This is a genomic window from Streptomyces sp. bgisy159, from assembly GCF_057707805.1.
In genome coordinates this window covers 26,629-46,836 of record NZ_JBYIQX010000041.1, presented here as the reverse complement: position 1 = coordinate 46,836, position 20,208 = coordinate 26,629, and the positions used below count along the sequence as shown (strand labels likewise).

Here is a 20,208-nt window from a genome sequence, read left to right as displayed (position 1 = left end):
GCGCGGCGGGGTCAGGCCGGAGTAGCCGTGCGGTGGCTCCTACGGTGTCAGCACCGACGCGGGCGCCGGGGCGTACCCGGTGGACGGGGCGGTGAACGTGCCCCGTCCACCGGGTGCGACCACCGCCGAGCCACCGCGCGTCCCCGAGCCGCTGACCCGGCCAGGCCGCGCCGCGGGATCGCCGAGAACGGCCCCGGTGGCGTCCCCGGGCACGGGGACCTGACCTCCCGGCGGAGCCCCAGGGGCACTCGATGCACACGGGCGCGCCCCTCAGTTCGCGGCGGGTCCGTAGAAGTGCCGGCGTACCCGGCGCAGCCAGGCCTCGGCGGACCGTTCGTCCGGGCGTTCCGGCAGAGCGCTGCGCGTCTCGGCGAAGGCCGACTCGTAGTGGCGCAGCAGGGACCGTGCGGATTCGGGGTCGGCGGCCACCTGGTCGCCGAACCGGTGGTAGCTGTCGGGATCGTCGACGCGGATGGTCAACCGGCCGGTCGTGTACAGCTCGTAGCCCTGGTGGCACAGGCGCTTGAGGTGCCGGGCGTGCTTGGCGGTGCGCTTGCGGGTGGCCGCCGAGAAGGTGCCGTCGCCCCGGCTGAGCAGCTTGCGGAACTGTTGTGCGGCATAGCCCAGATAGGCGTCCCGCACCCGGTCGGCGCCGAGCAACGACGAGCGCAGGCCGATGAGTTCCTCGCCGAGCGGGGTGCGCACCTCGTAGAGGTCGGCGGGCAGCCAGACCAGTTCCATCACGGTGGGGTTGCCGCCGAGGGCGAGTCTGCACCACTTGGCGGCCTCGTGCAGGGTGCGGTCGGGGGCCGTGCTGACGTGGGACTCCTTCGGCGCGCGCAGTCCGTGCAGTTCCTCGGTGGGTGCCGCGAACACGCCCAGCCGGTCCACGTCGGATCCCTCGTGCGCCAGCCCGTACGCCGTCGAGCCGACGACGCCGGACAGCAGCACGTTCTCCACGGTCATTCCGCTCCCCTTGCCCCTTACCCCTTGCCCTGTGGCCTGGTTCCTCGGCCGTTGTTTCCTCGGCCCTCGCTCTTCGGCCGACCGGCGGACCGTGGCCCTTGCCTTCTCGACCGTCGCCTTCGGCCTTCGGCCCTGGATGGTGCCCTTCCGCATGGTGCCGTGCCGGCGCCTCGGGCACCTCGCATTTTCCGGGGCGTTCGAGTTCTTCGGGTGTCCGGGTGTTCACGGCCAGCAGGAGCATGTGACATATTACTGCCGTGACGAAGCGATCTGGCTGCGACGTCGTGGTGGTCGGCGCCGGCATGGTCGGTGCCGCGTGCGCGTTCTACGCGGCCCGGGCCGGGCTGGACGTCGTCGTGGTGGACCGGGGCCCGGTGGCCGGCGGTACCACCGGCGCCGGGGAGGGCAACCTGCTCGTCTCCGACAAGGAACCCGGCCCAGAACTCGAACTCGCCCTGCTCTCCCTGGGCTTGTGGCGAGAACTGGCGAACAGCCTGGGCGGGCCGTCGGAATACGAGGCCAAGGGCGGCCTGGTCGTCGCCGCCACCCCGGACAGCCTGACCGCCCTCTCGGACCTGGCGGCCGGCCAGCGGGCCGCCGGCGTCGACGCGGTGAGCGTGGCACCCGACGAACTGCCCGCGCTGGAACCGTACCTGGCCCGCGGACTGGCCGGCGGTGTGCTCTATCCGCAGGACGCCCAGGTCATGCCCGCCCTGGCCGCCGCCCACCTGCTGCGCGCCTCGGGTGCCCGTCTGGAGACCGGCCGTACGGTCACCGAGGTGCTGCGCGGGTCGCACGGAGCGGTCCGCGGTGTCGCCACCGACCGTGGTGACCTGTACGCGCCCGCGGTGGTGAACGCGGCCGGGACCTGGGGCGGCGAGGTCGCCGCGCTCGCCGGGGTCCACCTGCCGGTGCTGCCCCGCCGTGGCTTCGTACTGGTCACCGAGCCGCTGCCGCGCCGGGTGCGGCACAAGGTGTACGCGGCGGACTACGTGGCCGACGTGGCCAGCGACTCGGCCGCGCTGCAGACCTCGCCGGTCGTCGAGGGCACCGCGGCCGGGCCGGTGCTCATCGGCGCCAGCCGTGAGCGCGTCGGCTTCGACCGCGCCCTTTCACTGCCTGCCGTAAGGGCGTTGGCGGCAGGAGCGGTGCGGCTGTTCCCCTTCCTGGAGCAGGTGCGGGCGCTGCGGGCCTATCTCGGCTTTCGCCCCTATCTGCCGGACCACCTGCCCGCCCTCGGCCCCGACCCCCGGTTGCCCGGGCTGTTCCACGCCTGCGGACACGAGGGTGCCGGCATCGGCCTGGCGACCGGCACCGGCCATCTCGTCGCCCAGGCGCTCGCCGGTGCGCCCACCGACCTGGACCTGGGCCCCTTCCGCCCCGACCGGTTCGCCGAGGAGGCCCCCGAGTGAGACTTCCACAGCCAAGCCGCCGCACGAACCCGACGACCCTGGTACGGGCCCGGCCCGGCACGCCGTTCGCTCTCACCTTCGACGGCCGGCGGATCGAGGCACTGCCCGGTCAGACGGTCGCCGCCGCGCTCTGGTCGGCCGGTGTGACCGCCTGGCGCACCACACGCGGGCAGGCCCGGCAACGCGGGGTGTTCTGCGGCATCGGCGTCTGCTTCGACTGCCTGGTCACGGTCGACGGGCTCCCCAACCAGCGGGCCTGTCTGGTGCCGGCCGCCCCCGGCGCGGACGTCCGCACGCAGGAGGGGACGGGACACGATGACTGAGCCGGCGTCCGCCACGACGGCGTCCGGACCGGCAGCATCCGGACCGGCGCTGGCGGTGATCGGTGCCGGGCCCGCCGGGCTCGCCGCCGCCGTGGCGGCGGCCGCGCGCGGGCTCCGGGTGGTCCTGGTGGACTCGGCGGCCGACGCGGGCGGCCAGTTCTACCGGCAGCCCGCCGCCACCCTCGGCGCGCGCCGCCCGTGGGCTCTGCACCACCAGTGGCGGGCCTGGGAACGGCTGCGGGCCGCCCTGACCGCGCAGATCACCGCGGGGCGGATCCGGCACCTGGCGGACCATCACGTGTGGTGCGTCGAGCGGGAGTCGGGCAGCGGCTTCGCCGTGCACGCGCTGCTCGGACCGGAGCAGCGGGACTCCGTCGCCGTTCGCGCGGCCGGGGTGGTCCTCGCGACCGGCGGCTACGAGAAGGTGCTGCCCTTCCCCGGCTGGACCCTTCCCGGTGTGATCACGGCGGGTGGTGCGCAGGCCGTGCTGAAGGGCTCCCTCGCGTTGCCGCCGGGCCGCACGGCGGTGGTGGCCGGTACGGGGCCGTTGTTGCTGCCCGTCGCGACGGGGCTGGCGGCCGCGGGCGCCCGGGTCGCGGCGCTGGTCGACTCGGTCGATCCCCGGGCCCTGCTGCGACAGGCCGGCGCCCTGGCCGGGCAGCCCGCCAAGCTCGTCGAGGGCGCGGGATTCGCCGCCCGGCTCGCCTTCCACCGCGTCCCCGTCATGGCGCGTCACACGGTGCTGCGGGCGCACGGCGAGGAGCGGCTGACGGCCGTGACCGTGGCCGCGCTGGGCGCCGGGGGACGCCCGGTGTCCGGCACCGAGCGGCGGCTGGCCTGCGACACGCTGGCCGTCGGCCACGGGCTGCTGCCGCACACCGATCTGGCCGAAGGCCTCGGCTGCGGGCCCGACGGCCCGGCGGTACGGGTGGACGACGAGCAGCGCACCGACGTACCCGGCGTCTGGGCCGCCGGTGAGGCCACCGGGATCGGCGGCGCGGCCCTGGCGCTCGCGGAGGGCCACATCGCCGGCCGCTCGGCCGCCGCCCGCCTGCGCGGGGACGTGCCCGACGCGCGCGGCTGGAGCGCTGCCGCCCGGTCCCGGTCCCGGCTGCGGGAGTTCTTCGCGGCGCTCGACGCCGGCTACGTTCCGCCCGGGGGGTGGGCGGAACGGATCACCGACGACACGGTTCTGTGCCGCTGCGAGGAGGTCACCGCGAGCGCGGTCAGGGAGGCCGCCGGCCCGCTCGGCGCGGGCGACCTGCGGACCGTGAAGCTGCTCACCAGGGCGGGAATGGGCTGGTGCCAGGGGCGGATGTGCGCGCCCGGGGTCGCCGGGGTCGCGGGCTGCGGCGCCACCCCCGGCCGCCGGCTTCTGGCCCGGCCGGTGCCCCTGGGAGCGCTGGCCGCCGAACCAACCGAACCCCAGTGACGTCCCGCACCACCGCGCCGGGTCGCCGAGCGGCCGTCCCACGGCCCCGCACGAAACGGCCTTCACCTCATACCGGCCTCCACCTCGTACCGGCCTCCACCCGTGACGGCTTCCCCCTCGTACCGGCCTTCACCTCATACCGGCCTCCACTCGTAACGGCCTCCACTCGTAACGGCTGCCACTCGTAACGGCCTTCGCCTCGTACCGGCCCTCGGAAAGGGGACCCACATGACCGACTCCCGGCACCGCCCCTGGCGTGGCGTACTCGTCGCCACCGCGCTGCCGTTCACCGACGACCTAGCGGTGGACCACGACCGCTACGCCGAGCACTGCGCCTGGCTGGTCGGCAACGGCTGTGACGGCGTCGTGCCGAACGGCTCGCTGGGTGAGTACCAGGTCCTGACGCCCGACGAGCGGGCCCGGGTGGTGGAGACCGCCGTGGCCGCGGTCGGCGGGGACCGGGTGATGCCCGGCGTCGCCGCGTACGGTTCGGCGGAGGCCCGCCGCTGGGCGGAGCAGGCACGCGAGGCGGGTTGCGCTGCCGTGATGCTGCTTCCGCCCAACTCCTATCGTGCCGACCGGCGTTCGGTGCTCGCGCACTACCGCGAGGTGGCGAGGGCGGGCCTGCCGGTGGTGGCGTACAACAACCCGGTCGACACCAAGGTCGACCTGGTACCGGAACTCCTCGCCGAACTGCACGGCGAGGGGCTCGTGCACGCCGTCAAGGAGTTCTCCGGTGACGTCCGCCGCGCCTACCGGATCGCCGAACTCGCGCCGCAGCTGGACCTGTTGATCGGTGCGGACGACGTCCTGCTGGAGCTGGCGATGGCGGGCGCCAAGGGCTGGGTCGCCGGGTTCCCGAACGCGCTGCCGCGCGCCTGCGTGGAGCTGTACCGGGCGGCGGTCGCCGGTGACCTGACCACCGCGCTGCCGCTGTACCGCCGGCTGCACCCGCTGCTGCGCTGGGACTCGCGGACGGAGTTCGTGCAGGCCATCAAGGTGTCCATGGCGGTGGCCGGACGGTACGGCGGGCCCTGCCGGCCGCCCCGGGTTCCGCTGACACCCGAGCAGGAGGCGGCCGTGCGTACGGCCACCGGCAAGGCCGTCGCCGAGGGCGCGGCGTAGCACCGGCGCGAAGGAGCCACGAGATGCGCAGCAGAACGGTCCTGCACGCCGTCGACTCGCACACGGAGGGGATGCCCACCCGGGTGATCACCGGCGGGATCGGCACCATCCCGGGCGCGACGATGAACGAGCGGCGGCTGTACTTCCGCGAACACCGGGACCAGGTCAGGCGGTTGCTGATGAACGAGCCGCGTGGCCACTCCGCGATGAGCGGCGCGATCCTGCAGCCGCCGGCCCGTCCGGACTGCGACTGGGGCGTCGTCTACATCGAGGTGTCCGGCTACCTGCCGATGTGCGGGCACGGCACCATCGGGGTGGCGACGGTCCTGGTGGAAACGGGCATGGTCGAGGTCGTCGAACCGGTCACCACGGTCCGCCTGGACACCCCTGCCGGGCTCGTGGTCGCCGAGGTCGCGGTCGAGGACGGTGCCGCCAGGGCGGTCACCCTGCGCAACGTCCCCTCCTTCTCCGTGGCCCTGGACCGCACCGTCACGCTCGCCGACGGGCGGCCGGTCACCTACGACCTCGCCTACGGCGGCAACTTCTACGCCATCCTGCCGCTGGACCGGTTCGGGCTGCCCTTCGACCGCGCCCGCAAGGACGACATCCTGCGGGCCGGGCTCGCACTGATGGCGGCGATCAACTCGCAGGAGGAGCCGGTGCATCCGGAGGATCCGTCGATCCGCGGCTGCCACCACGTCCACCTCGTCGCACCCGGCTCCACCGCGCGTCACTCCCGTCACGCGATGGCGATCCACCCCGGCTGGTTCGACCGCTCGCCGTGCGGTACGGGCACCAGCGCGCGCATGGCGCAGCTGCACGCACGCGGTGAACTGCCCCTGCACACCGAGTTCGTGAACGAGTCCTTCATCGGGACCCGGTTCACGGGCCGGCTCCTGGACACCACCGAGGTCGCCGGCCGGCCGGCCGTGCTGCCCAGCTTCACCGGCCGCGCCTGGATCACGGGGACCGCCCAGTACCTGCTGGACCCGACGGACCCGTTCCCGGCGGGATTCGTCCTGTGACGGGCGAGCCGATACCCGGAGCGGACACCGAAGGGGACACCGGGAGCGACACCGACGGCGCCCTGTGCTTGAGTGATGCGTGACATGGCACCCCAGGACCCCGATGGAGACCTCATGACCGGCCGGCCCGGCGGCCCCCCGTCCGCCGCACCCGCGCTCCCCCGGCTGGGCGGTCGCCGCCGCAGCTACCGGGAGAAGGTCGCCGACGCGCTGCGTGCCGCGCTGATCGCGGGCGAACTACGGCCGGGCCAGGTGTACTCGGCGCCCGCGCTGGCCACCCGGTTCGGGGTCTCCGCGACCCCGGTGCGTGAGGCGATGCTCGACCTCGCCAAGGAGGGGCTGGTCGACGCGGTGCCCAACAAGGGTTTCCGGGTCACCGAGGTCTCCGACCGGCAGCTCGACGAGTACACCCAGGTACGGGCGCTGATCGAGATCCCGACGGTGGTGGCGCTCGCGGCCGGCGCCGACCCGGTCTCGCTGGAGGCGTTGCGGCCGGCCGCCCGGGAGATCGTCGGTGCGGCCGTCGCGGGCGACCTCATCGCGTACGTGGAGGCGGACACCCGCTTCCACCTCGGGCTGCTGGCCCTCGCCGGCAATGCCCACCTGGTCGAGGTGGTCCGCGACCTGCGCGGCCGTGCCCGCCTGTACGGGCTGACCGCGCTCGCCGCCTCGGGCCGGCTGCTCGCCTCCGCCGAGGAACACTTGGAACTCCTCGACGCCCTGCTCGCCCGGGACGAGCGCGCCGTGCGCGAGGTGATGACGCGTCACCTCGGGCACGTGCGGGGCCTCTGGGCCGGTACCGGCTGACGACGTCCCCGGGTCGGGCCCGGCACAGCGGCGTGTGCCGACCGTCCGGCACGTCCGTTCGGCAAGTCCGTGCGTCCGGCACGTCCGTTCAGCCCGTACGTCCGGCGGGTCCCTCCGTCCGGCAGGTCCGCCCGTCCGGACCGCCCGGCGGTCCGCGCCGTGGCAACCTCCCGTCAGTTCGCTCCGCGGGACCGACCGACGCGAGGAATCCGCCGGTCAGGCCCCCTCTGTCACCGCCCCGATGCCGACGCAAGACCGCCCGTCTGTGATCCTTGTCGCTGGTGTGAGAAGAGTGGTGGATGGGCAGTCAATGCGCGTGCACGGAAGGAAGGTGTCGTTCCTGTGGGGGAAACCGTGAGGGTGTGTCTCATCGGTGCGGGTCTGTCGGGGCTCGCGACGGCCCGAGCCCTCAAGAGCGGGGGTGTCGACTTCGTGTGCCTGGAGCGGTCACCCGGCGTCGGCGGCATCTGGCGCCGCCCCGAGGCCGGTGAGCCCGGCCCGGGCTATCTCTCCCTCCACCTCAACTCCACCAAGGAACTCACCGGGTTCGCCGACTTCCCGATGCCGGCGTCCTACCCGGTCTACCCCAGCCACCGCCAGATGGCCGCCTATCTGCGCTCCTACGCCGAGTGGGCCGGGCTGCTGGACCACATCGAGCTGGAGACCACGGTGGAATCCGTGCGGCAGCGACCGGACGGTACCTGGACGGTGGTCAGCCAGGACGCCCGGGGCGCACGCACCACGCGCACCTTCACCCAGGTCGTGGTCGCCTCCGGCCACAACACCGAGCCCGTGATGCCCGCCCCGCCCCAGGGCGCCGACACCTTCGACGGAACGATCCTCCACGCCTACGACTACCGCGACGGCGCCGACCACGAGGGACAGCACGTCGTCGTCGTGGGTCTGGGCGCCTCGGCGGTCGACATCGCCACCGACCTGTCCCGGCACGCCGCGCGGACCCTGCTGTCGGTGCGCCGGGGCCTGCACATCCTGCCCAAGCAGCTCTTCGGCATACCCCTGGACGAGGTCGCCGAGGCACCCTGGTGGACGGCGATGTCGCTGCCCGAGCAGCGCCAATTCCTCGAACAGGCCCTCCTGGTCGCCCGGGGCAGGCTCTCCGACTACGGGCTGCCCGAGCCGGACCACCCGGTCTTCGCCTCCGCGGTCACACTCTCGGACGAGATCCTCAGCCGCATCCGGCACGGTGGCGTCGTGCCCAAGCCCGCCGTCCACGCCGTCGAGGGCGACCGGGTGGTCTTCACCGACGGCACCCGCGAACGCGCCGACGCCATCGTCTACTGCACGGGCTACCGCATGGCCTACCCCTTCCTGCCCGACGGCTGCCCCCTCGGTCCCGGGGGTTCGGTCGAGCTGTACAAGCGGGTGGTGGCGCCCGACCGTCCGGGGCTGTCCTTCGTCGGTCTGGTGCGCCCGCACGGTTCGATCACCCGGCTCGTGGAGGCCCAGGCACGCTGGGTCACGCGGATCGCCACGGGCGAGGCGGTGCTGCCCGAGCCGGCGGTCATGCACAAGGAGATCAGCGCCCACCTGAGCGGGATCGCCGGTCAGTACGGCGACCGCGAGGGCGCTTCCCTCCAGGTCAACGTGGCACCGTACCTGCGGGAGCTGCGGGCGGAGTGACGCGCCGCGGGGCTCCGCGTCCTCGTGGGACGCGGAGCCCCGCGCGACCGGCCGCACCGGATCCGCGGGCGGCGGGCACCTGCGGACCTCAGTGCGCTGCCGCGGGCTCACCGAGCGACGCCAGAGCCGGCGGCCGCACCTGGTAGGCCTCCGACGACAGGTACACCGTCGCCCGGGGCGGACGCCCCGACTGGTGGGCGACGGACAGATAGGCGATGAGACCCACTCCGTCCTCCAGCCGCCGCCGGGTCAGCGCGGACACCGCCCCGCGCAGCGGTCCGGTGTCCATGCCGTACCGGTCGAGCAGGGCGGTGGCGCGGGCCAGCGCCTCGCCGTCGTGCGCGGCGTAGTCCCGGACCGGAACGTAGAGGGTGAAGCCGCTCGGCAGGGCGGTCGACGTCTCGGTGAAGGCGTGGCAGGACTGCACCGGACGGCGCGAGAGCCGGCCGTCCGCCCCGTCCCCCGTGTCGAGGCCGCCCGCCACGCGGAAGACCGCCTCGATGTCCTCGGGCGACGGACCGCCCGGCATACGGCACAGCAGGCCCGCCTCCGGCGCCGACATGTCGTGGTGGGCGAGGTAGACCTTGGCCCGCGGCTCCTCCCAGTCACCGAGGTCCAGGGCGAGGAACAGATGCCGGTCGCCCTCGGGCAGCACCTCGAACGCCGACCGGTGGCCGAGCCGGTGCAGCGCCTCGCGCATCGTGGCGGCGGACCGGTCGTCGCCGGCGGCCGCGGGGTTCAGGTAGGCCTTGACCTGGGGCACCCCGCCGGGCCTCAGCTCCAGGGCCAGCCACAGCGCCAGGGGTCCCTCGGGCTTTTCCGGGAAGAAGAGGTCCGTCAGCTCGTCGAGCCGGTCGGTGGCGAAGTCCCAGCGGCGCGCCGCGTCACGGAGGAACTCCAGGCCCGTACGGCCGTTCTGGGCCAGGGTGCCTGCGCCGCACCCCGGCTCCAGCAGCACCCGCAGGGTCGGGGCGGCGTCCGGCACGAAGGACAGCGAGAACTCCACCGGCGTGTGGTCATCGGAGAGGAAGCTGGGCGTGGCGGGCGGCAGGTCCAGCGGACGGCCGGCCACCGGGCCCAGCGACCGCAGCAGTGTGCGCGCGTAGACCGAGGCGTCGTCGTCGCCCAGACCCACGACCTCGCACAGCCGCAGCAGTTGGCGGGTGGTGTGGCCGCCGAGGGTGTCCGCGTCGGGAACGGCCGGCGCGCCGTGACGGAAGGGAGTCACCGCTCCTCCCGCCACGATGCGCGGCTGACACGAAGATACCCGCCGTCCTCGGCGGGTATCAGGGGGCGCACGACTCTGTGTCCCGGTATGTGAACGGCGTCGATGGCCAGGAGATCCACGACACCTCCTTCGTCTCGTGAGCAACACGGATTGACGCGTTCCTCACTACCCCGACGGTTGAAATGTCATGCGGTCGTGACGAGTTGGGGGGTGTTGTGTGAATCACCTCGTCAGCCAGTTGAGGAACTGGCTCCACACGCCACTGCGTTCCGCCTTCCGGCCGGCCGCGGACTCCTGCTGCGACACCGCCTCGGTACGGGCCTGCTGGGCCGGACGTCGCACGGTCTGCACCGGGGTGAACCGGGCGGGCAGGGTGGCCAGACCGCGGTTGAAGGGGCCGGGGCGCCAGGTCAGGCTGTCGGCCGGGACGGCGAGTTCGACGTCGGGGAGCTTGTTGAGAAGGTTCTCGATGGCGGTCACCGTGATCTGCCGGGCGGGCTCCTTGGAGGGGCAGGCGTGCGGGCCCGCGCTCCAGGCCAGGTGTGCCCGGTTGCTGCCGGCCTGACGGGCGGCGGTCAGTGCCGGTCCGGTGTTGGCGGCGGCGAAGCTGACCAGCACCAGGTCGCCGGCGCGCAGTTCGGTGCCGGCGAACTCCATGTCGGCGACCGGGTAGTGCGGCGCCAGGTTCGACATGGGCGGGTTCTCCCACAGCGTGTCGTCGATCGCCTCGTCGATCAGGCCGCCCTGGTTGGCGTACGCGTCGTGGGTGAGCAGCCGGTGGAGGGTGTTGCCGATGAGGTTGCGCAGCGGCTCGTTGCCGCCCACCATCAGAAGGGCCAGCTGGTGGACCATCTCCTCGTCCGTCAGTTTCGCCGGATGCTGCATCAGCCAGCTGGTGACGTCCTCGCCGGGCCGGGACCGCTTGAGCGCCACCAGCTCGCCGGCCGCCTGGAACAGCACGCCCATCGCCCGCTCGGCGTTGACGCCGTCGAACATGTTGGTGATGCCGAAGACCACACGGTCGCCGATGTCGGCCGGACAGCCGTACAGCTCGTTGAAGACGAACAGCGGCAGCTGCTTGGCGTAGTCGTTCAGCAGGTCGGCCGAACCGCGCGCGCTGAACTGGGAGATGAGGAAGTCGGAGGCGCGCTCGGTGGCCTGGCTGACCCGGCGGCCGTCCACCTTGGCCATGCTGTCCGCTATCGCCTGGCGGAGCCTGAGGTGTTCGGCGCCGTCACTGAACATGGCGTTGGGCCGGTACGCCAGGACGGGTGCGACCGGACTGTCGGGGGCGATCTTCCCCTCGTTGAGGTCCCGCCAGCGGCGCGCGTCCTTGCGGAACGAGGCGGAGTCCTGCAGCAGGTGCAGGGCGGCCTGGTAGTCCGTGACGAGGGTGGCCTCCACGCCGGGTGCCAGTTCCACCGGCGCGGTGGGGCCGTAGTGCCGCAGGTAGGCGTAGTAGGCCTGCGGGTCGGCGGCGAACTCGGGTCCGTACAGCGGCACTCGGGCGCCGGTGTGGTGCGCGGGACACCCGGGCGGGGGCACGGGGGTGGAATGGGCGTCCATGGTTGCTCCTACTAGTGGGCACGTTCCTGCAGATGGCGGACGAGGGTGATGAGCGCTTCGGCCGAGGACCTCTCGTCGCGCGCGTCGCAGGTGACGACGGGGGTGTCGTCGAGGAGGTCGAGCGCCTCACGCAGGGCGGTCTCGTCGCGCAGCGGGGCGCCGTCGAAGTGGTTGACGGCGATGGCGTAGTCGAGCCCGTACTGTTCGATCAGGTCGATCACGGCGAAGGAGTCGGCGAGCCGCTCGGGGTCGACGAGGACCAGCGCGCCGAGCGCGCCGCGGGCCATGTCCTCCCACATCTGGACGAACCGCTGCTGGCCGGGCGTGCCGAACAGGTAGAGCACGACGCGGTCACTGATGGTGAGCCGGCCGAAGTCCATGGCCACCGTGGTGGTGGTCTTGCCCTGAACGCCCTTGAGGTCGTCGACCGCCTCGGCGGCCCGGGTCATCGTCTCCTCGGTGGACAGCGGCTCGATCTCCGAGATCGCCCCGATGAACGTGGTCTTGCCCACCGCGAAGTGGCCCACCACGAGGATCTTCACGGCGGTCTGGCTCTCACCGGCGCGTACGTACGCGGCCTCATCCAAACTTGGCCCTGAGACCATTCAGCACCTCCTCCAGGATCTCCCGGTCGGCGAGGGGGGCCCGCTGCACGGGCGGGCGGGTGATGAGGTAGCCGCCCTCGGTGAGAGCGGCGAGGAGGATCTTCACCACGCCGAGCGGCAGATGGGTGTGCCCGGCGATCTCGGCCACCGACAGGTAGCCGGCCGAACACAGCTCCAGCAGGTTCTGTTCCTCCGGCGACAGGCGGGTGGGCCGCTGCTGGTGGTCCTCCGCCGCCGTGACCAGGGTGATCAGGGAGAGCTGTTCCTCGTCGGGCAGCCCACGCCCCTTGGTGATGACGTACGGTCGCACTAACTCCGGCGTCTGGGGTTCCAGTTGGCCGTACCCGGTCATGAGCGCACGCCGAGGTTCTCGCGCGGCGGCGTGGTGAGTGCCTTGCCGAGCTGGCCGACGAGCTGCTGCATACGGAAGGTGATGTCCTGCATGTCGACGTCCGGGGAGGCCGACACGCCGAGGTAGGCGCCCTCGCCCGCGGAGATCAGGAAGACCCAGCCGCCGTCGAACTCGACGAGCGTCTGCCGCCAGCGGTGGCCGGGGTCCTCGCAGAAGAACCCGAGCGAGCGGCTGAGTGACTGCACACCGCTCATCGCGGCGGCCACCCGGTCGGCGTTGTCCTTGCCGAAGTCCTTCGTCCGGGCCATCAACAGGCCGTCGGCGGAGATCAGGACCGCGTGCAGGGCCCCGGGAATCTCCAGGGCGCTGTCAAGCATCCATGACAGATCGTCGTTCACGAGACCTCATGCCCTTCACTGCTCGCACCACGTGTACTGCTCGTCTGGTCCGCCGGGCCGTCCTGGATCGCGCGGCCCGACTGGGTGCCGCGCTGGAAGGCGCCCATGATCGCCGCCGATTCCGCGCCCGTGCGGCGGGTCCCGCCGACGGCCGGTGCGGGGGCGGGCGCGGCGGTGGGGGTGTTCGGAACGACCGCCATCGGCCGCTTGCGGCGCCGCTTGGGCAGGCCGTCGGCGGTGGTGACGGCGGCCGGTGCGGGCTCGGGGCCGCCGGCGTGCACCGGAGCGGCGGAGACGTTGGTCACGACCGGCGCGGGCTCCTTCTGCTCGGGGGCGTTGGTGAGCAGGTCGTGCGGCAGCAGCAGGACGGCGCGGACGCCGCCGTAGGGGGAGGTGGAGTCGACGGAGACCTCGAAGCCGAAGCGCTCGGCCAGCACACCGATCACGGCGAAACCGAACTGCGGCGGGTTGCCGAGACCGGACACGCCCGAGACACGCTCGCTGGAGAGGAGTTTCTCGGCGCGGGCGCGTTCCTCGTCGTTCATGCCGACGCCGGCGTCGTCGACGACGATGCAGATTCCCTTGGGCACGGTGCGGATATTGATTTCGACGACCGTGTCGGGGCTGGAATAGCTGGTGGCATTGTCGAGGAGTTCGGCCAGCGCGAGCGCCACGGGCTCCACCGCGCGGCTGGTGATGCCGAAGTCCACCTGGGAGAGGATCTCCACCCGCCGGTAATGGCGGATCCTGCCCTGGGCGCTGCGCACCACGTCGTACACGGAGGCGATGTCGCGCTGCCGGCCGAGCCAGCCGTCGCACAGCACCGCGATGGACTGGGCGCGGCGGCCGAACTGCGAGTTGGTGTGGTCGATCTCCAGCAGGTCCTGGAGGATGACCGACTCGCCGTACTTGGTCTGCAGCCGGGAGACGATCAGCTGCTGTTCGGCGGCGAGACCCTGCAGGGTGCGCATCGCCGACTTCAGGACGGTCTTCGTGGCCTCCTCGGCGCGCTCCTGGGCCGCGGCGACGGACTGCGCGTACTCGTGCTCCAGTTCGGAGTAGTGGGCCTTGAGTCCTGCGATCTCCTGCCTTGACGTGCGTGCCGCCCTGCGCTGGCGAACGATCAGGGCGACGGCGGCGACGACGGCGACAAAGAGAACCCACGCCACCGGGTCCGGTATGTAATGCGTCATAAGACTCTCTTCAGGCGACTGACGGCCAGTTGCTGAATTCCCGTCAACGCGGGTGGACCGGCGGACCGCCCGCACCGGGGTCAACCGCCCGGACCGTCCCCGTAGTCGGGGATGTCCCGCACCCATCCGCCCGCTCTACAAGCGAGCGTGATCGTATCATCGCCGGAAGCGGTCACCGGACCGCCAATAAGCGCCCCTGGTTGAACATTGACGGACAGTCAGGCAACTGTCAGGCGTCACCGCGACAAGCCAACCGATAAACGGGCTTCCGCACCCATCAGGCACCGATCCAGACGTACGGCACGCGCGCGACGCGGGGCTACGGCTGCGGCTGCGGCTGCGGCTCAGCGCAGCGCCCGCGGATCGAGGTCCTTGCCGATGACGAGGGTGACCACTCCGGCGGCGGCCTGGGGGTCCTGTGCCGCGGTCGCCTTCGGCAGCCAGGTGGCGACGGCCCGGCCCTGCCGCTCCAGGCCGGACGGGTACCCGACCGTCGTACTGCCCGCGTCCTGGGGGGCGTTGCCCGTGCCGACAACCGTGAAGCCGGCGGCGGTCAGCTTGTCGGCGACGGCCTTGGCCCGCCCGGGGACGCCGGTGCCGTTGAGGACCCGCACCCGCACGCGGGAGGCGTACAGCGGGTTCTTCGCCTGGGCCTTGAGCCGGTCCTTGTCCACCTCCCGGTCATGGGCCAGGGCGGTGAACAGGTCGACGGCCTCCGGGTACTGCCACACCACGTTGGCCCGGTCGCTGGGCTTGTCCGCCTCGCGCGGGTAGCTGGGCACGGTGACGAACGCGAGCCGGTCGCCGGGGATGCCCTTGAGCTCGTTGGCGAGGCCGGTGACCGGCTGCAGTCCGGCCAGGTCGGGGTCGGTGGTCAGCGACTTGGTGGCCGCCTGCAGGAAGTCGTACATCGCCTTGGCGTTGGTCAGCTTGGACTTCGCCTTCTTGGCGAGGGAGTCCATGAACTCCTGCTGGCGGTTGATGCGTCCGGTGTCGGAGCCGTCCCCGACGCCGTAGCGGACCCGCACGTAGCCGAGCGCCTGTTCACCGCGCACGGTCTGACAGCCCGGCTCCAGGTCGAGACGCGCCTTCTCCGAGTGGATGGCCTGCTCGGGGCAGACCTCGATGCCGCCCAGGGCGTCGACCATTCCCTTGAAGCCCTGGAAGTCGACCGACATGAAGTGGTCGACACGCAGTCCGGTGTTGGCTTCCACGGTCTTGATGGTGCAGGCGGCTGCCGAGGCCACCTCGCCGGTGCTGCCGCCGATCGCGAACGCTTCGTTGATCTTGAAGTGGTGCGGGGTGGAGGTTCCGCCGTCGCCCTTCCGGCAGGCGGGGATCTGCACCCAGGAGTCACGCGGGAAGGACACCACGGCCGCCCACTCCCGGTCGGCGGGTATGTGCAGCAGCATCAGCGTGTCCGACTGCATCGTGGTGAGGTTCCTGCCGTACTTGGCGTTGGCGCCGTCACGGCTGTCGGAGCCGACCACCAGGATGTTCTTGGAGCCGGGGCTGATCTTCTCGGGGCGGTCCTCGCCGAGCTTGTCGTCGACGTCGGCGGACGTGATGTTGTTGTTGAGGTCCTGGTAGATCCAGGCGCCCACCCCGCCCACGCCCAGGACGACCACGCCGGTCACGCCCGCGCCCCAGGCGAGGATCCGGCCCCGCCGCGTCAGGCCGCCGCCCCGCGTACCGGCCCTGGCCGCCCTGCGCCTGCCCGTTCCGCCCACCCTCGCTCGCCCCTCCGCTCGGCCGTCGCGCGGTACGCCGCGTCGCCGCTCCGGCACGATTCACGCCGGCCGAACTCTGCTCCAGTAGACGTACGTTCGGAAGTCCCGAACGTCTCATCGTGCTCAGACCACCGATGAGCCCCATCGGTTGCCCTTGTCGCACGAATACGCGATTTCGTCACGGATTGACACAGTGGCCTCACGCTCCGGTGAGCGTCGGTCCGGCCCCGGCGGTGACACGGCCGGCGGCGGGGCGACCGCGACGGAGGACGGGAAGGGGACACCGAAGGAGGGCACGGGAACACCGCGGGCGGATCGAGACCGGCTCGATCCGCCCGCGGTGATGAACGAGGGGGCGATCTCGTGAACGCCCCGACGATGCGATGTGAAGTGTCCGAGGGGGGACTTGAACCCCCACGCCCGATAAAGGGCACTAGCACCTCAAGCTAGCGCGTCTGCCATTCCGCCACCCGGACCAGGTGCCTGCCGCCCCGGGGTGCTCCCCGCGGCGACACGGACAACAATACCAAGGTTTCGGAGCACGTTTCACCTGCGTATCCGCAGGCAGGACGCCGTGCGGGGACGTGGGACCGGGGCGCCGCCGATCATCACGACGGGTGATCGCCCGCTCACTCGGGGAACGGGGTCGGGACCGGCCCCGGGATCTCCGGGAGCCCTCGATTGCCGGTGCGGGGGCCGGAGTCACCTCGGCCGGGCTTGGTACGAACGCCGGGTGTACTCGGTGTGCTCGCGCATCAGCCGGGTGGCCTCCTGCTCGTCGCGGTTGAGGATCGCCGTGACCAGCTCCTCGTGCTCGATCCAGGACTGGCGGCCCCGCTGTCGGGCCACCGGCGTGTAGTACCAGCGCACCCGCCGGTCGACCTGGGCGGCGAGTTCGGCGAGCACCGCGTTGCCGGCGAGTTCCATCACCGTGGCGTGGAAACGGGCGTTGAGGGCGACCGCGGCCGCCACGTCATCGTCGTCGACGGCCGCGAGACCCAGGTGCACGATCCGTTCGAGGGCGTCGATGCCGTCCTCGTCCGAGTGGGCGGCGGCGAGCCGGGCGGCCTCCGCCTCCAGCAGGGCCCGCACGGTGAGGAGTTGGTCGGCCTCCTCGTCCGTCGGCTCGTGCACGAAGGCGCCCTGGGCGGGGCGCAGGTCCACCCAGCCCTCGGTGTTCAGCCGCTGCAGTGCCTCGCGCACCGGTTGGCGGGAGACCCCGAGGTGGTTGGCGAGTTCGCTCTCCACGAGGTGCTGGCCGGGCTGGAGGGCACGGGTGGTGATCAGTTCGAGCAGCGCCTCGTAGACGCGGTCGCGCAGCGGCCCCGGCCGTTCGAGCCGGGGCACCGCGCCCTGCGGAAGTCCTGTCGACAACATCGCGGTCCCCCTCCTGGGCTGCCCCACGCCCCGTCCGTGTCGGCCGTGACCGGTGAGGAGCCAGTATCGAGTGTCTTTCGTCTACGGTCCGCGGCTCCCGGTAGCCGGGCCGGGGGCCGTCGGGATCGGCACACCGCCCGGCCCTCGCCTCACCGCGCCCCGCCGGCCGACCCCGTCACGGACACCGTACGACCTGCCCGGCGTACGACAGGTTGCCGCCGAAACCGAACAGCAGCACCGGGTCGCCGCCGGAGATCGCACCCCGCTCCACCAGCTTGGACAGCGCGAGCGGAATGCTGGCCGCAGAGGTGTTACCCGAATCGGTGACATCCCGGGCGACCACCGCGTTGACCGCCCCCAGCTTCTCCGCGAGGGGTTCGATGATGCGCAGGTTCGCCTGGTGCAGCACCACCGCGGCGAGATCCGCCGGGGCGAGCCCCGCCCGCTCACAGGCCTGCCGCGCCAGGGGCGGCAGCTGCTGGGTGGCCCACCGGTACACGCTCTGCCCCTCCTGCGCGAACCGCGCCGGCTGGCCCTCGATGCGCACCGCGTGCCCCATCTCCGGCACCGACCCCCACAGCACCGGCCCGATACCCGGCTCGGCGCCGTCCGCACAGCCCTCGACGACGGCGGCCCCCGCACCGTCACCGACGAGCACGCAGGTGGTGCGGTCGGTCCAGTCGGTGACGTCGGACATCTTGTCGGCGCCGACCACCAGCGCGCGGCGCGCGGCACCGGCGCGCAGGGTGTGGTCGGCGGTGGCCAGGGCGTGGGTGAACCCGGCGCACACGACGTTGACGTCCATCGCCGCCGGCCGCGGCACGCCCAGCCGGGCGGCGACCCGGGCGGCGGTGTTGGGTGAGCGGTCGACGGCCGTCGAGGTCGCCACGAGCACCAGGTCGATGTCGTCGGGGGCGAGCCCGGCCGTCGCCAGCGCCTTGGCGGCGGCGTGCGCGGCGAGCTCGTCGACGGGCTCGTCGGGCCCGGCGATGTGCCGGGTCCGGATGCCCACCCGTGACCTGATCCACTCGTCGCTGGTGTCGACCCTGGCCGTCAGGTCCTCGTTGGTGAGCACCTTGGCGGGCTGGTAGTGGCCGACGGCGACGATGCGCGAGCCGTTCATTGGGTGGTCCCCCTCGTTGCCTGGATCTGCGGGATCCACCAGTCTGATCAGTGACTCACGGGTACGAGGGCAGGTGAAGCGACAGGAATCGGGCGCGCGGGTTGTCGGCTTCCCTCAGGGTCTCGGACACCCGAACGGCGGACAAACATGCGCCCGTCCGGGTACCCGGGACGCGTCGGTGACCGACACGGAAGGACGACCGCAGATGTGCGTACCGTGGAGCGGGCCGCGCTCGCACGCTCCATGTGCAGGACAATGGGGTCGCCGAGGTCACCTCGCCGCGCCGTCGGCCCGGCGGCCCGCGGCGCTTCTCGTATCAAAGGGCCGTCCGGGCCACCAGCACGTACAGAACCGGGGCTGATCAGAACATGGGACGTGTCACGGAACGGCGCAAGGTGATCCGGGTCCGGGACGGCGTGGTGTCCACCCGGCCGGACACCCTCGTGGCCGAGGAGCCGCTGGAGATACGGCTCAACGGCAGGTCGCTCGCGATCACCATGCGGACGCCGGGCGACGACTTCGCGCTGGCCGCCGGCTTCCTGGTCAGCGAGGGTGTGCTGGCGACCGCATCCGATGTACTGAACATCGTCTACTGCGCCGGGGCGACGGTCGACGGCTCGAACACCTACAACGTCGTGGACGTGACGACCGCCCCCGGCGTGCGGCTCCCCGACTTCACCCTCGAACGCAACGTCTACACCACGTCCTCGTGCGGGCTGTGCGGAAAGGCCAGCCTGGACGCGGTCCGCACGACGGCGCACTGGTCCCTGGCCGACACACCGCCGCTGCGGATCGGCTCCGACCTGCTCGCGGAACTCCCCGACCGGCTGCGCGCCGCCCAGCGGGTCTTCGACCGCACCGGAGGGCTGCACGCGGCGGCCCTGTTCTCCGAGGACGGCGGGCTGCTGGACGTGCGTGAGGACGTCGGGCGGCACAACGCGGTCGACAAGCTGGTCGGCCGCGCCCTGCAGAACGGCGAGCTGCCCTTGTCCCGCACCATCCTGCTGGTCTCCGGCCGCGCCTCCTTCGAGCTGGCGCAGAAGGCCGTGATGGCGGGCGTCCCGGTGCTGGCGGCGGTGTCGGCGCCTTCCTCGCTGGCCGTGGACCTGGCGGCGGAGAGCGGACTGACGCTGGTGGGCTTCCTGCGGGGCGGTTCCATGAACGTGTACGCGGGTGAACACCGGCTCGCGCTGCGAACGGCGGCCGCTCAGGGCTGACCGGTGTCCGTGTACCGGCCGGCGGGCAGCGCCGCGACGGGCACCAGCGCCCTGCGCCGCCCGGTCCACACCCTGCCGGCTCCACCGGCGGCCCTGACGTCACTGCCCGGCGAACGTCACCCGGGCCGACCCGACCACCGAGCCCAGCCGGGGGAAGTCGAGCGTCACCGACGCCCGGTGCTCGGCCTCGGTGAAGGCGGCCATGGCGTCCTCGACGAAGACGAGCTCGTAGCCGAGGTCGGCGGCGGCGCGGGCGGTCGACTCGACGCCGAGGTTGGTGGCGATGCCGCCGAACACCAGGGTGGCCACCCCCCGCCTGCGCAGTGCGTCGTCGAGGCCGGTCGCCTGGAACGCCCCGAGGGTCCGCTTCACGATCTCCAGGTCGCCGTCGTGCAGCAGTCCCTGGACCAGGCCGCTGCCCGGCGGTTGCTGCGCGGCACCGGGGCGTTCGACCCGGACCAGGACGACGGGGGCGCCGGCCGAACGGAACGCGGTCGCCAGCTCCTCTGCGACACACAGGGCTTCGGTGCCCTTACGGGGCTCCAGGGGCAACGCGACGATGCGGTCCATGAGATCGACGAGAACGAGGGCGGTGCGCGCGGGATCCAGTGCGAGAGGTGCGGTCATGACGGAACGTTATCCGCCATCAGCCCTCCGTACCGGAAATCCTGCTCAACAGGCGTATGAA

19 protein-coding genes, 1 tRNA gene and 1 pseudogene are annotated in these 20,208 nt (G+C 72.4%); 8 read left to right on the top strand and 13 right to left on the bottom strand.

Going from position 1 to position 20,208, the window contains the following annotated elements; translation table 11 throughout:
• Positions 1 to 39 precede the first annotated feature (39 nt).
• A pseudogene (locus AC3ET3_RS29000) lies at positions 40 to 219 on the bottom strand (hypothetical protein); the annotation flags it as partial.
• Positions 220 to 270: 51 nt separating this feature from the next.
• Positions 271 to 966 carry a nucleotidyltransferase domain-containing protein gene (locus tag AC3ET3_RS28995; protein WP_432158317.1) on the bottom strand — a complete coding sequence of 232 codons (696 nt, stop codon included), beginning with the start codon at positions 964 to 966 and terminating at the stop codon, positions 271 to 273.
• Between the two features lie 257 nt (positions 967 to 1,223).
• On the opposite strand from AC3ET3_RS28995, the gene AC3ET3_RS28990 reads away from it, so the two are divergent.
• The 7 genes from AC3ET3_RS28990 (at position 1,224) to AC3ET3_RS28960 (ending at position 8,731) form a co-directional block, all read left to right on the top strand.
• Positions 1,224 to 2,378 (top strand): NAD(P)/FAD-dependent oxidoreductase, encoded by a 1,155-nt coding sequence (locus tag AC3ET3_RS28990; RefSeq protein ID WP_435613158.1) that lies wholly within the window; start codon positions 1,224 to 1,226, stop codon positions 2,376 to 2,378.
• On the top strand, positions 2,375 to 2,701 hold the full coding sequence (locus AC3ET3_RS28985; protein ID WP_432133929.1) for a (2Fe-2S)-binding protein: 327 nt from the start codon (positions 2,375 to 2,377) through the stop codon (positions 2,699 to 2,701). The genes AC3ET3_RS28990 and AC3ET3_RS28985 overlap by 4 nt, the downstream gene beginning before the upstream one ends.
• Complete coding sequence (locus AC3ET3_RS28980; protein ID WP_435613157.1) at positions 2,694 to 4,133, top strand: FAD/NAD(P)-dependent oxidoreductase; 1,440 nt, start codon at positions 2,694 to 2,696, stop codon at positions 4,131 to 4,133. The genes AC3ET3_RS28985 and AC3ET3_RS28980 overlap by 8 nt, the downstream gene beginning before the upstream one ends.
• 228 nt (positions 4,134 to 4,361) lie before the next feature.
• The gene (locus tag AC3ET3_RS28975; RefSeq protein ID WP_435613156.1) at positions 4,362 to 5,258 is read left to right on the top strand and encodes a dihydrodipicolinate synthase family protein; all 897 of its coding nucleotides are present in this window, start codon (positions 4,362 to 4,364) and stop codon (positions 5,256 to 5,258) included.
• Positions 5,259 to 5,281: 23 nt separating this feature from the next.
• On the top strand, positions 5,282 to 6,283 hold the full coding sequence (locus AC3ET3_RS28970) for a proline racemase family protein (RefSeq protein ID WP_432158313.1): 1,002 nt from the start codon (positions 5,282 to 5,284) through the stop codon (positions 6,281 to 6,283).
• A gap of 114 nt (positions 6,284 to 6,397) precedes the next feature.
• Positions 6,398 to 7,090: a GntR family transcriptional regulator gene (locus tag AC3ET3_RS28965; protein WP_432133925.1), complete on the top strand. Its 693-nt coding sequence runs from the start codon at positions 6,398 to 6,400 to the stop codon at positions 7,088 to 7,090.
• A 354-nt stretch (positions 7,091 to 7,444) separates the two neighbouring features.
• Positions 7,445 to 8,731: a flavin-containing monooxygenase gene (locus AC3ET3_RS28960; RefSeq protein ID WP_432133958.1), complete on the top strand. Its 1,287-nt coding sequence runs from the start codon at positions 7,445 to 7,447 to the stop codon at positions 8,729 to 8,731.
• 88 nt (positions 8,732 to 8,819) lie between these two features.
• Here AC3ET3_RS28960 and AC3ET3_RS28955 read toward each other — a convergent pair whose 3' ends face one another.
• The 10 genes from AC3ET3_RS28955 to AC3ET3_RS28910 all read right to left on the bottom strand — a co-directional run bounded on the left by AC3ET3_RS28955 (position 8,820) and on the right by AC3ET3_RS28910 (position 18,303).
• Entirely contained in the window at positions 8,820 to 9,959 is a 1,140-nt protein-coding gene (locus tag AC3ET3_RS28955) for a tryptophan dimethylallyltransferase family protein (protein WP_435613155.1), read from the bottom strand.
• Positions 9,960 to 10,181: 222 nt separating this feature from the next.
• Positions 10,182 to 11,525 (bottom strand): cytochrome P450, encoded by a 1,344-nt coding sequence (locus AC3ET3_RS28950; RefSeq protein ID WP_432158311.1) that lies wholly within the window; start codon positions 11,523 to 11,525, stop codon positions 10,182 to 10,184.
• 11 nt (positions 11,526 to 11,536) lie between these two features.
• On the bottom strand, positions 11,537 to 12,130 hold the full coding sequence (locus AC3ET3_RS28945) for a GTP-binding protein (protein WP_432133922.1): 594 nt from the start codon (positions 12,128 to 12,130) through the stop codon (positions 11,537 to 11,539).
• Entirely contained in the window at positions 12,105 to 12,482 is a 378-nt protein-coding gene (locus AC3ET3_RS28940; RefSeq protein ID WP_432133921.1) for a DUF742 domain-containing protein, read from the bottom strand. The genes AC3ET3_RS28945 and AC3ET3_RS28940 overlap by 26 nt, the downstream gene beginning before the upstream one ends.
• Positions 12,479 to 12,880, bottom strand: a complete 402-nt coding sequence (locus AC3ET3_RS28935; RefSeq protein ID WP_432133920.1) for a roadblock/LC7 domain-containing protein — start codon at positions 12,878 to 12,880, stop codon at positions 12,479 to 12,481. The genes AC3ET3_RS28940 and AC3ET3_RS28935 overlap by 4 nt, the downstream gene beginning before the upstream one ends.
• Complete coding sequence (locus tag AC3ET3_RS28930) at positions 12,877 to 14,073, bottom strand: ATP-binding protein (RefSeq protein ID WP_435613154.1); 1,197 nt, start codon at positions 14,071 to 14,073, stop codon at positions 12,877 to 12,879. Before AC3ET3_RS28930 ends, AC3ET3_RS28935 begins: the two co-directional genes overlap by 4 nt.
• 344 nt (positions 14,074 to 14,417) lie before the next feature.
• Entirely contained in the window at positions 14,418 to 15,803 is a 1,386-nt protein-coding gene (locus AC3ET3_RS28925) for an LCP family protein (RefSeq protein ID WP_432133918.1), read from the bottom strand.
• A 391-nt stretch (positions 15,804 to 16,194) separates the two neighbouring features.
• Positions 16,195 to 16,279, bottom strand: a tRNA-Leu gene (locus AC3ET3_RS28920).
• Positions 16,280 to 16,505: 226 nt separating this feature from the next.
• Positions 16,506 to 17,180, bottom strand: coding sequence for a GntR family transcriptional regulator (locus tag AC3ET3_RS28915; protein ID WP_435613153.1), 675 nt, complete (start codon positions 17,178 to 17,180; stop codon positions 16,506 to 16,508).
• 175 nt (positions 17,181 to 17,355) lie between these two features.
• Positions 17,356 to 18,303: a beta-ketoacyl-ACP synthase III gene (locus AC3ET3_RS28910; RefSeq protein WP_432133898.1), complete on the bottom strand. Its 948-nt coding sequence runs from the start codon at positions 18,301 to 18,303 to the stop codon at positions 17,356 to 17,358.
• A gap of 368 nt (positions 18,304 to 18,671) precedes the next feature.
• Here AC3ET3_RS28910 and fdhD point away from each other — a divergent pair, with 368 nt between their 5' ends.
• Positions 18,672 to 19,520 (top strand): formate dehydrogenase accessory sulfurtransferase FdhD, encoded by an 849-nt coding sequence (gene fdhD, locus AC3ET3_RS28905; protein ID WP_432158307.1) that lies wholly within the window; start codon positions 18,672 to 18,674, stop codon positions 19,518 to 19,520.
• A gap of 99 nt (positions 19,521 to 19,619) precedes the next feature.
• Here the strand turns inward: fdhD and AC3ET3_RS28900 are convergent, their stop codons facing one another.
• Complete coding sequence (locus AC3ET3_RS28900) at positions 19,620 to 20,147, bottom strand: isochorismatase family protein (protein ID WP_435613152.1); 528 nt, start codon at positions 20,145 to 20,147, stop codon at positions 19,620 to 19,622.
• Positions 20,148 to 20,208: the final 61 nt, after the last annotated feature.

What these genes read in the sequence shown, in the direction of transcription:
- AC3ET3_RS28995 (WP_432158317.1), bottom strand. Translation starts at nt 966, where the DNA reads ATGACCGTGGAGAACGTGCTGCTGTCCGGCGTCGTCGGCTCGACGGCG.
- AC3ET3_RS28980 (WP_435613157.1), top strand. Translation starts at nt 2,694, where the DNA reads ATGACTGAGCCGGCGTCCGCCACGACGGCGTCCGGACCGGCAGCATCC.
- AC3ET3_RS28975 (WP_435613156.1), top strand. Translation starts at nt 4,362, where the DNA reads ATGACCGACTCCCGGCACCGCCCCTGGCGTGGCGTACTCGTCGCCACC.
- AC3ET3_RS28970 (WP_432158313.1), top strand. Translation starts at nt 5,282, where the DNA reads ATGCGCAGCAGAACGGTCCTGCACGCCGTCGACTCGCACACGGAGGGG.
- AC3ET3_RS28965 (WP_432133925.1), top strand. Translation starts at nt 6,398, where the DNA reads ATGACCGGCCGGCCCGGCGGCCCCCCGTCCGCCGCACCCGCGCTCCCC.
- AC3ET3_RS28950 (WP_432158311.1), bottom strand. Translation starts at nt 11,525, where the DNA reads ATGGACGCCCATTCCACCCCCGTGCCCCCGCCCGGGTGTCCCGCGCAC.
- AC3ET3_RS28945 (WP_432133922.1), bottom strand. Translation starts at nt 12,130, where the DNA reads ATGGTCTCAGGGCCAAGTTTGGATGAGGCCGCGTACGTACGCGCCGGT.
- AC3ET3_RS28940 (WP_432133921.1), bottom strand. Translation starts at nt 12,482, where the DNA reads ATGACCGGGTACGGCCAACTGGAACCCCAGACGCCGGAGTTAGTGCGA.
- AC3ET3_RS28930 (WP_435613154.1), bottom strand. Translation starts at nt 14,073, where the DNA reads ATGACGCATTACATACCGGACCCGGTGGCGTGGGTTCTCTTTGTCGCC.
- AC3ET3_RS28915 (WP_435613153.1), bottom strand. Translation starts at nt 17,180, where the DNA reads ATGTTGTCGACAGGACTTCCGCAGGGCGCGGTGCCCCGGCTCGAACGG.
- AC3ET3_RS28910 (WP_432133898.1), bottom strand. Translation starts at nt 18,303, where the DNA reads ATGAACGGCTCGCGCATCGTCGCCGTCGGCCACTACCAGCCCGCCAAG.
- fdhD (WP_432158307.1), top strand. Translation starts at nt 18,672, where the DNA reads ATGGGACGTGTCACGGAACGGCGCAAGGTGATCCGGGTCCGGGACGGC.
- AC3ET3_RS28900 (WP_435613152.1), bottom strand. Translation starts at nt 20,147, where the DNA reads ATGACCGCACCTCTCGCACTGGATCCCGCGCGCACCGCCCTCGTTCTC.